Source organism: Polaromonas sp. OV174 (assembly GCF_900112285.1).
Lineage (GTDB): Bacteria > Pseudomonadota > Gammaproteobacteria > Burkholderiales > Burkholderiaceae_C > Polaromonas.
Genome location: NZ_FOKZ01000007.1, coordinates 86,266 through 100,417 on the forward strand (window position 1 = coordinate 86,266; position 14,152 = coordinate 100,417).

A 14,152-nucleotide genomic window follows, 5' to 3' on the forward strand; every position below is an offset into this window, starting at 1 on the left:
AACACAGCGGCGCACAATCACGGACAATGCAAATCATGAATTGGTTAGACGAAGTCAGCTGGGACGACAAGGGCCTGGTCCCGGTCATTGCTCAGGAGGCCGTCAGCGGCGATGTGCTGATGTTTGCCTGGATGAACCGCGAGGCGCTGCAAAAAACCGCCGAACTGGGCCAGGCCGTGTACTTCAGCCGTTCGCGCGGGCGTTTGTGGCACAAGGGCGAGGAATCGGGCCACCTGCAAACGGTGCACGAAATCCGGCTCGACTGCGACAACGACGTGGTGCTGCTCAAGGTGACGCAGCTCGGTCATGAGCCGGGGATTGCCTGCCACACCGGCCGCCACAGCTGTTTTTTCAGCCTTTACCGGGATGGCCAATGGGTTGTCACCGAGCCGGTCTTGAAAGACCCGAGCAGCATCTACAAATAGTTTTTATACCCAGCATGTCCTCCAACGATACCCTTGAGCGCCTGGCGCAAATCATCGAAACCCGCAAGCCGGCCAACGGCGGCGATCCGGACAAAAGCTATGTTGCCCGCCTCCTGCACAAAGGCCCGGATGCCTTTTTGAAGAAAATCGGTGAGGAAGCCACCGAAACCGTGATGGCCGCCAAGGACATCGATTACGCTGGCGCCACGACGGAGCTCAAGGCCAAACTGGTCGGTGAAGTCGCCGACTTGTGGTTTCACTCGCTGGTTGCGCTGGCGCACTACGGCCTGCGCCCGGCCGATGTGATGGCCGAGCTGGAGCGCCGTGAAGGCATCAGCGGCATAGAGGAGAAAGCCTTGCGCAAAGCGCTGGACCGCCAAGCCGGCGAGACGGCGGAGAAGTCCTGAGCAGGTAAGCTGCCTGTCCCTTGTTGTCGTTCTTTTGAGAGGAGCAAGCAACCATGGAAACTGATTTGGCTGAGTTTGAAATGAAAACCCCTCAAAACCGCGTCGTCATGCACGTCTTGTATGGCCTGCATACGCTGGCCTGGTTCAGCGGCGGTGTTTTCGCCGTGATCGCGCTCATCATCAACTATGTGCAGCGTGCCGACGAGTCGGATGTGCTTTACCTCAACCACCACAACTACATGATCGCCACCTTCTGGTGGACGGTGCTGTGGCTGGCATTGCTGTCACCCTTGTGGCTGCTGTTTATTTTTCCCGGTGCGATTGCCTATGGCATCGTCTGGCTCTGGTATTTGTACCGCTGCGTGCGCGGCTGGATGCATTTCAATCGCGACCGCTTGCCCTGAGCGCAGCCCCATCCTCACCTTCCCGTGCCTGTTTTGACTGATTCCGAATTAACGCATGAGCCACTCTGACACCTGCATTTTCTGCAAAATCGCCGCCGGCGCCATTCCCTGCCGCAAGGTCTATGAAGACGACGAATTGTTCGCCTTTCACGACATTCATCCCTGGGCGCCGGTGCATTTCCTGATCATTCCCAAGGCGCATATACCGTCCATGGCGCAGGTGGAGCCCGAGCATGCGGCGCTGCTGGGCCGCATGATGGTGCTGGCGCCCAAGCTGGCCATGGAGCAGGGCTGCAACCCCTATCCGAAAGGGGGTTTCCGCATTCTGACCAATACCGGCACCGAAGGCGGTCAGGAAGTGCATCACCTGCATTTTCATGTCATAGGCGGCCCGCGGCCCTGGCTGAAAGGCTGACAGCGGCTTTGGCGGCCTCGTTAGGGAACCCTGGCGGCAGGTGCCGACACTAACTCAATGCTGCAGGCTTAAAGGGTCATTGGCATCGTGTCACGCAGGGCCTTTAGAATCGGGTTTGTGGCGTGCATATTCGCACATCGGCAATTACAGATTAGGAGAGAAACATGGGTGGATTTTCCATTTGGCACTGGTTGATCGTGCTGTTGATCGTCGTGATGGTGTTTGGCACCAAAAAGCTCAAAAACATGGGCAGCGATCTCGGTGGTGCGGTCAAGGGCTTCAAAGACGGCATGAAAGAAGGCGGGCAAACGGCTGCTGACGACAAACCTGCGGCACCGGCCGGCCAGGTTACCAATGCCCAGTCCGTCGACAAGACGACGATTGACGTCGAAGCCCGGCAAAAATCTTGAATCGGGGCCGCATGTCGCACGCCCTGAAATTTTTCCGGCATGAGCATCAGTGATTGATCTCGGCATCTCCAAAATTGCGTTGATCGGCGCTGTGGCGCTGATTGTGATCGGCCCGGAAAAATTGCCGCGCGTGGCTCGCACCGTGGGTACCTTGCTGGGCAAGGCGCAGCGCTATGTGGCCGACGTGAAGCAGGAAGTCAGCCGCTCCATGGAGCTCGATGAGCTCAAAAAAATGAAGGAAAACGTCGAGGACGCGGCCCGCGACGTTGAGCATTCGTTACAGACCAGCGCCAGTGATTTCGAGAAATCGTGGGCGGAAACCACCGGCAGCGCATCCTCCGGTGAGCTGCCCGGCATGGAAGTATTCCCCGAATACCGGCATCCGAAAAAGAAATGGCGACTCAAGCAGGGCGCCACACCGCAGTGGTACAAGGCGCGTTCCGGCGTGCGCAGCAAGGCGCAATCCGGTGCCGCCCGCGTGGCTCGCTTTCGTCCGCAGCCGGGTCGCAAAGCCTGATTTTTCTTTCTTTCTGATTTTTCCTTATTCGCGCGCATCCCGGCGCAAACCCTAGGCGCACACTCCCGTCATGAGCGATCCCAATACCGACAAGCCCGACGAACTCGCGGGCACCGAGCAGCCCTTTGTGCAGCACCTGATGGAGCTGCGCGACCGGATGATCAAGGCGGTGATCGCGATCGGCATTGTGGCGGCCCTGCTGGCGCTGTTTCCCGGCCCTGGCGCGCTCTACGATATTTTGGCCGCGCCATTGGTGGCGGCCCTGCCCAAGGGCGCCACGCTGATCGCCACCAACGTCATCTCGCCTTTTGTGGTGCCTATCAAGATTCTTTTCATGGCGGCCTTTATGGTGGCGCTGCCGGTGGTGCTGTACCAGGTCTGGGCCTTTGTCGCGCCTGGCCTGTACTCCCATGAGAAAAAACTGGTGATGCCGCTGGTGATTTCCAGTACCTTGCTGTTTTTCATCGGCGTCGCCTTTTGCTACTACTTCGTGTTTGGCCAGGTGTTCAAGTTCATACAGAGCTTCGCCCCCAAGTCCATCACCGCTGCGCCTGATATCGAGGAATACCTCAATTTCGTGCTCGGCATGTTTCTGGCCTTCGGCCTGGCTTTTGAGGTGCCTATTGCAGTGATCCTGCTGGTGCGCATGGGGGTACTCAGCGTTGCCCAGCTGCGTGAGTACCGCGGTTATTTCTGGGTCGCTGCAGCGATTGGCACGGCCCTGGTTACACCGCCGGATGCCGGCTCCATGATCATGCTGCTAATGGTGGTGGGCGGTTTGTACGAGGTCGGCATTCTGGCGGCCCAGGTCCTGGTCAAGCGCACCAAAGCACCTGATACCGACACCGAAGCAGCCTGAGTCGCGGATCGGGTTTGGCGGCCCTGATTTCGCTGCCAACCCTGAATGGTCGGGCGCCGGGTTGGCTTGCCCGCCTGGCGTCTCTTTGTGCACCAGGTGAGCGCGTCTTTGGCCGCACGCATCCAGGCAGTCGACCAGCTATTTAATCAAGACCTGATTGGCCTTGCCATCCACCGGCAGGGCATGCAGCCACAAGGTGCAGTGCCTGCCGGCCTTCTTCGCCATTGGCAGAGGCGGGCGTCCCATGCACAAGGCTCCGCACATCACCGTTCTTTTTCAATCGCAAAAAGGGTGCCCGGTGGCGTCCAGTCTGGCTTCATGGCTGAGTGAGGCGTGCTGCGGAAAAGTCAACCTGAAATGAAAAAAGCCCGGTGTCTTGCGACATCGGGCTTCAGGTTCAAACGTCTGAAGGCTTACGGCTTGCTGGCGGTTGGAAATGGCCAGGCAGCTTGTGGGTTCAGCGTTGTTTGAGCGGCAAGGCCCGATGCTGCAGTAGCTACTTTGGCAGCGGGGCTCTTCGCGGCTTTCTTGGCGGCTGGTTTTTTTGCGGCTTTTTTGGCTACAGGTTTTTTGGCTGCAGGCTTTTTGGCTGCGGCGGTCTTGGCAACGGCGTTTTTAACAGCAGCTTTTTTCGCTGCTGGCTTTTGTGCCGTCACTTTTTTAGCCACTACTTTTTTAGCAGGAGCTTTTTTAGCCACGACTTTTTTCGCCGTTACTTTTTTGGCAGGTGCTTTTTGGGCTACTACTTTTTTAGCAGGAGCTTTCTTTGCGGCGACTTTCTTTGCAGCGACTTTTTTAGCCGGTGCTTTTTGGGCCACTACTTTTTTAGCAGGAGCTTTCTTTGCAGCGACTTTTTTAGCGGCGACTTTTTTAGCCGGTGCTTTTGCAGCTACTACTTTTTTAGCAGGAGCTTTCTTTGCAGCGACTTTCTTTGCTGGCGCTTTTTTTGCCGCTACTTTTTGAGCCGGTGCTTTCTTCGGGGCAGCTTTTTTAGCTGCTGGTTTTTTCGCAGTTGCCATGGTTTTCTCCTTGATTACGTTGCAAAGAGCACTTCACGATTGGAGTACGTGAAGCGATTCATGGCGTTGGGCCTTTGGATAACCAGGCCCAGCGCCACGAACACAGGAGCAAAGCCCCATGCGCACTCTGCGGTGCTGGCATGGATCATTGCAATTCTAGAAATCATTGTTGTGCTTGTTGCTGGCGTTTATTTGAATCAATCCCAAGACAGGGCACCACCGGATTGGTACTCGATCACGCGGGTTTCAAAAAAGTTGCGCTCTTTTTTCAGGTCGATCATTTCGCTCATCCACGGAAACGGATTCTCCTCGTTGGGGAAGAGAGTTTCAAGCCCAATCTGCGTGGCGCGACGATTGGCGATGTAGCGCAAGTAGCCTTTGAACATGGAGGCGTTCAGCCCAAGCACGCCACGCGGCATGGTGTCTTCGGCGTAGCGGTACTCCAGTTCGACGGCTTTCATGAACAGTGCGTTGATTTCGGCCTTGAACTCCGCGGTCCAGAGATGCGGGTTCTCCAGCTTGAGCTGGTTGATCAGATCAATGCCGAAGTTGCAGTGCATGGATTCGTCACGCAGGATGTACTGGTATTGCTCGGCGGCGCCGGTCATCTTGTTCTGGCGGCCCAGGGCCAGGATCTGCGTGAAGCCGACATAGAAGAACAGGCCTTCCATCAGGCAGGCAAACACGATCAGCGACTTGAGCAGGGTCTGGTCCGCCTCCGTGGTGCCGGTCTTGAAGCTGGGGTCAGAGATGGCTTCAATGAAAGGGATCAGGAACTGGTCCTTGTCCTTGATGGACTGCACTTCGTTGTAGGCGTTGAAGATTTCGCCCTCATCCAGGCCGAGTGATTCGGTGATGTACTGGTAGGCGTGGGTATGAATGGCTTCTTCAAAGGCCTGGCGCAACAGGAACTGGCGGCATTCGGGCGCGGTGATGTGGCGGTAGGTGCCCAGCACGATGTTGTTGGCGGCAAGCGAGTCGGCCGTCACAAAAAAGCCGAGATTGCGCATGACCAGGCGACGCTCGTCGTCGGTCAGGCCGTTCGGGTCTTTCCATAGCGCGATGTCGCGCGTCATGTTGACTTCCTGCGGCATCCAGTGGTTGGCGCAAGACGCCAGGTATTTTTCCCAGGCCCATTTGTACTTGAAGGGCACCAGCTGGTTGACGTCGGTCTGGCCGTTGATGATGCGTTTGTCCGAGGCCTTGACGCGCTTGGCCTTGGCGGGTGCCGCGGCGGCGGCTACGCCGTCATTAAGCGTCTGCACCTGGGTTGGCTGGGTTGACGTAAAAGATAGAGGCGGGAGTTCCATCGAGCGGCTGTCGGACAGGTCGCTGGCAGATGTTTTTTGCAACGATGGTGTGACTTCTTCGTCCCAGGTCAACATAGAGATTTCCAATACTTGGGGATTATGAAAGCAGCAATACAAAATGAAAAGTGTTCATTCACATCGCTGCTAATTTGTGTTGCTCAATTACATCGAGTTGGCATCGAATCGTGCGGAGAATTTTCAACGCACGACTCGATGCTCTTTACTGACAGGCCTCGCAACCTGGATCGTCGATGGCGCAAAACTTGATATCGGTCGCGGGCGACGCATCCATCTGCGCTTGCGCTGCAGTGGCGGCTGCTTCAAGCATGCTGATGCCGCCGACGCGTGCGGTCTCTGGCCCTGCTGCCGCAACCGATGACACCGCGTTCATCTTGCCCGCTTGCACTGTCGATTTCTCGGCGTGCGTGGCGCTCATGGTGCGCAGGTAGTAGGTGGTTTTTAAGCCGCGCACCCAAGCCAGCTTGTAGGTTTCGTCGAGCTTCTTGCCCGAGGCGCCGGCCATATAGATGTTGAGCGACTGGGCCTGGTCAATCCATTTCTGGCGGCGCGATCCGGCTTCCACAATCCACGAGGTTTCGATTTCAAAGGCGGTGGCGTACAAGGCCTTGATGTCGTTCGGAACGCGGTCTATGGGGCGCAGCGAGCCGTCAAAATGTTTCAGGTCCACCACCATGACATCGTCCCACAGGCCCAGGCGCTTGAGGTCGCGGACCAGGTAGTGGTTGATGACGGTGAATTCGCCAGACAGGTTGGACTTGACCGAGAGGTTGCCGAAGCAGGGTTCGATGCAGGCATCCACGCCAATGATGTTGGAGATGGTGGCCGTGGGCGCAATGGCGACGCAGTTGGAATTGCGCATGCCGTCCTGGGCAATTTTCTTGCGCAGGGCATCCCAGTCCAGGGTTGCGGAGCGATCAACGTCTACATAACCGCCGCGTTCTTTGGCCAGCATGTCCAGCGTATCCAGCGGCAGGATGCCCTGATCCCAGAGCGAGCCCTTGTAGCTGGCGTACTGGCCGCGTTCCTTGGCCAGTTCGGTCGATGCCCAGTAGGCGTGGTAGCAAATCGCTTCCATGGACTGGTCGGCAAACTCGACGGCGGCCTGCGAGGCGTAGGGCACGCGCAGCTCGTACAGGCAGTCCTGAAAGCCCATCAGGCCCAGGCCGACTGGACGGTGGCGCATGTTGGAGTGGCGGGCTTTTTCCACCGCGTAGTAGTTGATGTCGATCACGTTGTCCAGCATGCGCATGGCGGTGGTGATTGTTTTCTTCAGCTTGTCGTGGTCAACCGCACCGTCCTTCAAGTGCTGAACCAGATTGACCGAGCCCAGGTTGCAGACGGCGGTTTCGGTTTCGCTGGTGTTGAGCGTAATCTCGGTGCACAGGTTGGACGAGTGCACGACGCCGGCGTGCTGCTGCGGCGAGCGGATGTTGCAGGCGTCCTTGAAGGTGATCCAGGGATGGCCGGTCTCGAACAGCATCGAGAGCATCTTGCGCCACATGTCGGTGGCCTGCAGTTTGCGCGACGGCTTGAGCTCGCCGCGTTCGGCGCGCGCTTCGTAGGCGACATAGGCTTTTTCGAAATCCGTGCCGAACTTGTCGTGCAGGTCTGGCGTGTCGGATGGTGAGAACAGCGTCCAACTGCCTTTTTCCATGACGCGGCGCATGAAGAGGTCGGGAATCCAGTTGGACGTATTCATGTCGTGCGTGCGGCGACGGTCATCACCGGTGTTCTTGCGCAGCTCTAGGAACTCTTCGATATCGAGGTGCCAGGTTTCCAGGTAGGCGCAGACCGCGCCCTTGCGCTTGCCGCCCTGGTTGACCGCCACGGCGGTGTCGTTGACGACCTTCAGGAAGGGCACCACGCCCTGGGATTCGCCGTTGGTACCCTTGATATGGGCGCCCATGGCGCGCACCGGGGTCCAGTCGTTGCCCAGGCCGCCGGCAAATTTGGACAGCAGCGCGTTTTCCTTGATGGCGTCGTAAATCCCGCCCAGGTCATCGGCCACGGTGGTGAGGTAGCAGGACGACAGCTGCGAGCGCAGGGTGCCGGCATTGAACAGCGTGGGCGTGCTCGACATGAAGTCGAACGACGAGAGCACTTCATAGAACTCTATGGCTCGTTCTTCGCGGTTTTTTTCATTGAGCGAGAGCCCCATAGCCACGCGCATGAAGAAAGCCTGTGGCAATTCAATGCGCTGCTTGCGCACATGCAGGAAGTAGCGGTCAAACAGGGTCTGCAGGCCGAGGTAGTCAAACTTCAGATCGCGCTCTGGTTTGAGGGCCGCACCCAGGCGAGCCAGGTCAAACTGCTGCAGTTGTTCGTCCAGGAGTTCGTTTTTGACGCCTTTGGCAATGAATTCGGGAAAGTAGCTGGCGTAGCGGATCGCCATGGCTTCCTGATTCACTTCCTCGCCCAGCACTTCCTTGCGGATGGTGTGCAGCAGCAGGCGGGCAGTGGCGTAGGTGTAGTCGGGATCTTTTTCAATCAGCGTACGCGCCGCCAGGATGGAGGCTTTGTAGACTTCCTCAATGGGGACGCCGTCATACAGGTTGCGCATGGTTTCCGCAACGATGGGGTCTGGTTTGACATCGGCGCCCAGATTGGCGCAGGAGGCCTCAATCAGTGCCTGCAGGTTGCGGATATCCAGCGCCACCTTTTTGCCACCGTCCATCACGTGCAGCAGTGGGGTCGCAGGCGTTTGGGTTTGCACCTGCTTGGCGCGTTCTTGATTGTGTTTTTCACGGTAAAGCACATAAGCGCGGGCAATCTCGTGGTGTCCACCGCGCATCAGGCCCAGTTCAACCTGATCCTGCACATCTTCAATATGAAACGTGCCGCCGCTGGGGCGTGAACGCATCAGGGCCCGGACAACGGCCTGGGTCAGGGTCTCTACCGTCTCGCGCACGCTGGCCGATGCCGCTCCCTGGGTGCCGTGAACGGCCAGAAAGGCCTTCATCACAGCCACGGCGATCTTGTTGGGCTCAAAAGGAACCACCGCGCCATTGCGGCGAATGATCTGGTAATGGGCGAGAGTATTGGAGGCTGCGCTGGCGTGATTGTTGGCGGAATCGCTCGCGGGAACGCCGGACGGCACGGGCACGACATGTTGTGCTGTTTGCATGATTTCCTCTTTTGCTGTGTTGTGTGACGGGCTTGATGCGTGGTTCGGGGCAGTTTTAAAGCTACCCAAGGCCGGTTCAAACGATGAACAGATACCTTGAGAAATTGGCCCGAATGCATCAACCTGCGTTAGGGCTTAGACACTATAGCTAGTGTGCTGGGGTAATACAAGCCACTACCTGTAGTGTACTTTGACGGAATAAGCTTGTGCTCCGGGAGGGTTTTTTGGGCCTGTCTTTACGCCTGATTCGGCCTCGGGCCTGATGCCTTCTGGCTTGCGCAAAAAAAACGGAGTGCGGATGCGACTCCCCGCAGACTTTGGGCTGCAAACCTTGATCAGTACTTGCTGGGCAGGGTTGGCGACCTTGAGTTTTCAAGCCAAAAAATGCCACCACGGCATGGCGGCGGATTCGAATTGTCTCAGATTTTTAAGGGGAAACCCTGATCTGTGGCTGCCAGTGAACTTTGGAGTTGCCGCCAGTCAAATCCGGCGCCGGGGTCGTGCTTGCGTCCCGGTGCAATGTGCTCATGTCCGGCAATGTGGGCAATGGGATAGGCCTGCAGCAGCGCCGCGCAAAGTCCTGCCAGGGTTTCGTATTGAGGGGCTTCAAACAGGCCGCCCTCCAGTCCTTCCAGCTCAATGCCTATGGAGTCGTCATTGCAGTTGCTGCGCCCCCGGTAGCTGGATGGCCCGGCATGCCAGGCCCGCTCATCGGCGCTGACAAATTGCCAGAGCGAACCGCCGCGGGTGATAAAAAAGTGGGATGAAACCTGCAAGCCACGAATCCCCTGGAAATAAGGATGGGCATCCCAGTCGAGCTGATTGCAAAAGAGGCGCTGTACGTTGCCGTTGCCGAACTCCCCGGGCGGCAGGCTGATGGAATGAATGACGATCAGGTCAATCGGCGCCTGGAGCGGGCGGGGACCGAAGTTGGGTGATGCCAGGGCGCGGGCATAACGGTACCAGCCCTTGTGCCACAGGGGCTGGCTGCTTGTGGGGTTTAGAGGCTCAGGCGGGTTCATCGGCTGCGTCGCCTGCATCATCGTTGCCGGGCGTGGCGATTTCCAGACGGGCGATGCGGTAGCGGATCTGGCGCAGGCTCAGGCCCAGTTTGGCGGCCGCGGCCGTGCGGTTAAAACCGGTTTCCTGCAAGACCTTGATCAGGATATTGCGCTCTTGCTGATCCAGAAAATCCTGCAAATTTTCGGGGATCACCACATGGCTTTCCGGTGCTGCGTCGAAATGCAGACCGCTGTCTTCGCCAAGAGCCACGGCACGGTGCAGTATGTTTTCCAGCTCCCTGACGTTGCCATTGAAGGGCCGCGAGCGCAGTTGCTCCAGCATGGGCGGGCTCAACTCTGGAGGGGCGAAGCCGGACTCCTGGCAGATTCGGCAGAGCAGGGCCTGACAAAGCGCTGGCAAATCTTCAAGCCGCTCGCGCAGCGCCGGCATCACAATCTCAATCACATTGAGGCGGTAATACAAATCCTGGCGAAAGCTTCCGGCCAGGACTTCCGCCGCTAGGTCTTTGTGCGTGGCGCTGACGATGCGTACGTCTACCGTGTCTTCCTGGGTTGATCCCAGCGGCCGCACGGTGCGCTCCTGAATGGCCCGCAGCAGCTTGGATTGCATGGTCAGGGGCAAGTCGCCAATCTCATCGAGAAACAGGGTGCCGCCCTTGGCCGTCTGGAACAGCCCCAGCCTATCCTGCGTAGCGCCGGTGTAAGCGCCTTTGCGGGCGCCAAAAAACTCGGCCTCCAGCAGGTTTTCCGGAATGGCGCTGCAGTTGACCGCGACAAACGGGCTGGCGGCCCGGTGGCTGCAGTCATGTACCGCGCGCGCCACCAGCTCCTTGCCGGTACCGGATTCGCCCTGGATCAAGATCGGCGCCATGCTGCCGGCTACTTTGACGATGCGAGCCTTCACCGCCCGCATGAGCGGCGATTCGCCGACCAGTTTTGCAAGAGCCGAGGCGTCGCCTGGTTTGGCCGCCGTAGCAGTCGGCCCGGCGACCGGCGCCGGCATGCGTGCTTCGCCCTGGAGCAAGGGGGGCTCGAAGTTTTTGCTGCCTTGAATCGCAGAAGCCACGACGCTGCGGAACTGCTTCAGGTCGACCGGTTTGGTGAGGTAGTCAAAGGCCCCTGCCTTGAGCGCTTCCACCGCATTTTCGGCCGAGCCATGCGCCGTGATGACCACGCAGCGCTCGCTGCGTTGCTGGGTCGCCAGGTCGCGCAGCAGCTCCAGCCCCAAGCCGTCGGGCAAGCGCATGTCTGTGATGACGGCGTCAAAGCGCTGTTCCTTGAGGTGTTCGCGGGCCTGCAGCAGATCGCCGGCCGCTTCCACCCGATAGCCTTCCCTGAGCAGCGTCAGTTCATACAGGGTGCGCAAATCCGGCTCGTCATCAATGACAAGAATGCGGGCGGGGGCAAAAGCAGGTGCTTGCAGGCTCATGGTCTCAGACAAGTACGGAGTCGAAAGAATACTGGCCGGGATTCAAGGAGTGTGATGCCGGCCGGAAGATGACAAAAAATTCGTTGCCCTCGGTAGCTGCGCGCAGTGCACGCTGATAACCAATCAGGGCGCCGTAGCGCTCGCACAGCTCCCTGCATATATAAAGGCCCAGCCCGCTGGAGCGGCTTTCGGAGGAAAAGAAGGGCTCGAACAGATGCGTCTGCACCGTAGACTCCAGCGGCTGGCCGTCGCTCCACACTGCCAGCCTGGCCTGGCCAGCTGCCACCAGTTGGGTGCTGATTTCAATCGCATGGCTTGAATCGCTGGTGTAGCGCAGGGCATTGTCCAGCAGATTGATCATCAGGCGCCGCAGGTGTTCGAAGTCGAAGTAAACCGCCGCCTGGCTGGCGCCGGTGATGAGGCGGATTCGTTCCGAGGCGGCATTTTGACCTATCCAGTCGGCGGTGATGCGGGCAACTGCCTCGTCCAGCACCAGCAGCGTGGTCTGGGGCGCAGGAATTTGCGCCTGGGCACGTGAAATGTCCAGCACCTCATCGACGATTTTGGCCAGGCGCTGGGCGTTTTGCCTGACCATGGTCGTCAGCTGGCGCTGGCCGGTGTCAATCAGGTCTTCTTCCAGCAAGGCATTGGCTTGTGAAATGGCGGCCAGCGGGTTTCTGATTTCGTGGGCGACTGCCGCCGACATGCGACCCATGGCGGCCATTTTTTCCAGGCGCACGCGGGCTTCCATTTCCCTCAGGTCTTCAAGAAACATCACGCAGCGGTTCTCGTGCGTGCCGTCCTGCGAGGCGGCCAGGCGGGTGCGCACCTGCAGCCGCCTGGCGTTGCGGGCCGGATCCTCGAGGCTGATGTCCGCCTGCTGCGGCGACAGGGTGATAAAAGTGCGATGAATCAGCTCGACCAGCGGTTGCCAGGCCGCTTGTGCTGTCAGCAGGAAGGGCGCGGCATGATTCGTTGCCAGCAAGCGCCGGGCGGCTGGATTTGCCGAACGCACCGTGCCCTTGACGTCCACCACCAGCACGCCGTCGCCCAGGGCTTCAATCACCAGCTCGTTGACCTGGGTTTGCATGCGGGCCGCAGACTGACCGCGTCTGGCCCGCCGCTCTTCCCGTGCCAGCCGCAGGGCCAACTGGTTGGCCAGCAGGGCCACTAGAAAAAAGCCCGAGCCGCTCAGGCCCGCCTGCAGAAAGCTGGCATTGAAATCTCCGCTGCCGTGCAAAGAGCGCCACCAGGCGTCGGCCAGCAGCAGCAGTGTGACGCTGGCGGCCGTACCAAAGGCCAGCAAAATCGGGCCCAGCACAGAGGACAGCAATACTGGCAGGGCAAACAGCGGGGTGTAATTGATGCCACTGGACTGCAGGAAGTTGAGCAGCGAGAAGGCGATGACGTCCACGCCAATCGTTGAGAACCATTGCGCATCCATGGTGCGGCCGGGCGGGCGTGGCCGTGCCCACAGCTTGACCGCCAGCGTGGCGCACAGATAGGCGGTGCAAACGGCCATGGCGCCGTGAGGGCTGGTGCCCAAGGCATAGACGGCGGCCTGCAGCGACACCAGCACGGCGGCAATGGCGATGCGGGCCGTCATGAAGACCCGCCAGAGTCGGCCGAAGGAGCTTTGTTCGGGTTGGCGCTCCCAGGCTCCGGACGTTTCTTCTGCCGATTCGAGCCAGGCGTTGATTCTGTGGTTCATCTAGCCACCGGCCTGGCGGCGGTGGGCATCACTGCAGTAAATGCCGTGGCTGCCTATCAGAGCCTCAGACTTGGGTAGATGGACCTGGCACAGATCGCAGGCAACGATTTCCGTGACCCCCTGGCCTTTTGGCTGGGGCGCAGGAGCGGCCGGCTTGGCCTCTTTTATTTCGGCTTGCCGGTTGTGGCGCCAGAGCCAGGCCACCACTAGCACCAGCGCCATGACCAACAGATACTTCATGTGCGCCTCAGAATGACTTCAAGCACAAAGTGCGAACCCGCGTAACCCAGCAGCAGCAGGCCGGCGCCCAGGTAGAGCACCCGAGTCGCCTTGCGGCCGCGCCAGCCCAGGCGCGCGCGGCCTATCAGCAAGCCGGCGAAGACCAGCCAGGCCAGCACTGAAAACACCGTTTTGTGACTCCACTTCCAGGCCAGACCCGGGCCATAAAGCGTTTCGGCGAACAGCCAGCCCACAGCCAAGGTGGCGGACAACAGCACAAAGCCGGCTTCCACAAAACGAAAGGTGAGGCGTTCCAGTGTCAGCAGCGGCACACCGGCATCGGTTTGCGTGGCCTGCCGCATCGAGCGTTCGGCCCGAATCATCAGCCAGCCGTGCACCACCGCCGCCGCAAACAGTCCGTATGAAGCGATGCCCAGTGCCCAGTGCAGCGGCAACCAGGGCGAAGCAATCATGTGGTAGCTGGTGCCCGGAAAAATCAGCGCCAAAATGACGGCGGCGCTGCCCAGGCCGGCCAGTGCCCAGTGTGCATGCAGCTGCGGAAACAGCCGGCGTTCAATCGCATAAACCGACAGCACCAGCCAGACGGTCATCGATAGTGCGGGGGCGAAACCAAAGCGCGGCGGCGTGCCCAGCAGGCCGTCCGCCAGGGTCAGCGCATGCAGCAGCCAGGCTGCCAGCAGCAGGCCGCGGATAGCGCGGGCGCCCAGTCGCTGAGTGGCCAGCGCCAGCACGGCATAGGCGATGGCGGCACCGGCTGCCGCCGCAAGACCCCACCAGGCGCTGAAAGCTAAAATGGAGGGTAGGAAGGATTTCATTGCTGAAACCCCTCCCCCCTAAGA

Annotated in this window: 15 protein-coding genes; 7 read left to right on the forward strand and 8 right to left on the reverse strand. The window is 59.3% G+C overall.

The features are described from left to right. The first annotated feature begins 35 nt into the window (after window positions 1-35). The 7 genes from hisI (at window position 36) to tatC (ending at window position 3,437) form a co-directional block, all read left to right on the forward strand. The gene (gene hisI / locus BM160_RS08410) at window positions 36-425 is read left to right on the forward strand and encodes a phosphoribosyl-AMP cyclohydrolase (RefSeq protein WP_092003688.1); all 390 of its coding nucleotides are present in this window, start codon (window positions 36-38) and stop codon (window positions 423-425) included. Between the two features lie 14 nt (window positions 426-439). Continuing rightward, complete coding sequence (locus tag BM160_RS08415) at window positions 440-832, forward strand: phosphoribosyl-ATP diphosphatase (RefSeq protein WP_092003436.1); 393 nt, start codon at window positions 440-442, stop codon at window positions 830-832. Between the two features lie 53 nt (window positions 833-885). Continuing rightward, the gene (locus BM160_RS08420) at window positions 886-1,236 is read left to right on the forward strand and encodes a DUF4870 family protein (RefSeq protein ID WP_092003438.1); all 351 of its coding nucleotides are present in this window, start codon (window positions 886-888) and stop codon (window positions 1,234-1,236) included. A 55-nt stretch (window positions 1,237-1,291) separates the two neighbouring features. Then, entirely contained in the window at window positions 1,292-1,651 is a 360-nt protein-coding gene (locus tag BM160_RS08425) for a histidine triad nucleotide-binding protein (protein WP_092003441.1), read from the forward strand. 164 nt (window positions 1,652-1,815) lie between these two features. Next, the gene (tatA, locus tag BM160_RS08430) at window positions 1,816-2,061 is read left to right on the forward strand and encodes a Sec-independent protein translocase subunit TatA (RefSeq protein WP_092003443.1); all 246 of its coding nucleotides are present in this window, start codon (window positions 1,816-1,818) and stop codon (window positions 2,059-2,061) included. A gap of 49 nt (window positions 2,062-2,110) precedes the next feature. Next, a complete protein-coding gene (tatB, locus tag BM160_RS08435) occupies window positions 2,111-2,578 on the forward strand; it encodes a Sec-independent protein translocase protein TatB (RefSeq protein WP_092003446.1) in 468 nt (155 codons plus the stop codon). Window positions 2,579-2,648: 70 nt separating this feature from the next. Next, the gene (tatC, locus tag BM160_RS08440) at window positions 2,649-3,437 is read left to right on the forward strand and encodes a twin-arginine translocase subunit TatC (protein ID WP_092003449.1); all 789 of its coding nucleotides are present in this window, start codon (window positions 2,649-2,651) and stop codon (window positions 3,435-3,437) included. Between the two features lie 413 nt (window positions 3,438-3,850). On the opposite strand, the gene BM160_RS08445 is transcribed toward tatC, so the two are convergent. The 8 genes from BM160_RS08445 to BM160_RS08480 form a co-directional block, all read right to left on the reverse strand. Continuing rightward, the gene (locus BM160_RS08445) at window positions 3,851-4,456 is read right to left on the reverse strand and encodes a histone H1-like DNA-binding protein (protein ID WP_092003452.1); all 606 of its coding nucleotides are present in this window, start codon (window positions 4,454-4,456) and stop codon (window positions 3,851-3,853) included. 197 nt (window positions 4,457-4,653) lie between these two features. Next, the gene (locus BM160_RS08450) at window positions 4,654-5,841 is read right to left on the reverse strand and encodes a ribonucleotide-diphosphate reductase subunit beta (RefSeq protein ID WP_092003455.1); all 1,188 of its coding nucleotides are present in this window, start codon (window positions 5,839-5,841) and stop codon (window positions 4,654-4,656) included. A gap of 145 nt (window positions 5,842-5,986) precedes the next feature. Then, window positions 5,987-8,911 carry a ribonucleoside-diphosphate reductase subunit alpha gene (locus tag BM160_RS08455; protein WP_092003458.1) on the reverse strand — a complete coding sequence of 975 codons (2,925 nt, stop codon included), beginning with the start codon at window positions 8,909-8,911 and terminating at the stop codon, window positions 5,987-5,989. Window positions 8,912-9,330: 419 nt separating this feature from the next. Next, entirely contained in the window at window positions 9,331-9,933 is a 603-nt protein-coding gene (gene ampD / locus BM160_RS08460; RefSeq protein ID WP_092003691.1) for a 1,6-anhydro-N-acetylmuramyl-L-alanine amidase AmpD, read from the reverse strand. Further along, window positions 9,920-11,362, reverse strand: a complete 1,443-nt coding sequence (locus BM160_RS08465; RefSeq protein ID WP_092003461.1) for a sigma-54-dependent transcriptional regulator — start codon at window positions 11,360-11,362, stop codon at window positions 9,920-9,922. Before BM160_RS08465 ends, ampD begins: the two co-directional genes overlap by 14 nt. Window positions 11,363-11,366: 4 nt before the next feature. Then, window positions 11,367-13,073 (reverse strand): ATP-binding protein, encoded by a 1,707-nt coding sequence (locus BM160_RS08470; RefSeq protein WP_092003463.1) that lies wholly within the window; start codon window positions 13,071-13,073, stop codon window positions 11,367-11,369. Next, the gene (locus BM160_RS08475; RefSeq protein ID WP_092003466.1) at window positions 13,074-13,313 is read right to left on the reverse strand and encodes a PP0621 family protein; all 240 of its coding nucleotides are present in this window, start codon (window positions 13,311-13,313) and stop codon (window positions 13,074-13,076) included. It lies immediately after the preceding gene. After that, window positions 13,310-14,128, reverse strand: a complete 819-nt coding sequence (locus BM160_RS08480; RefSeq protein ID WP_092003469.1) for a cytochrome C assembly family protein — start codon at window positions 14,126-14,128, stop codon at window positions 13,310-13,312. The genes BM160_RS08475 and BM160_RS08480 overlap by 4 nt, the downstream gene beginning before the upstream one ends. Between the last annotated feature and the right edge of the window lie 24 nt (window positions 14,129-14,152).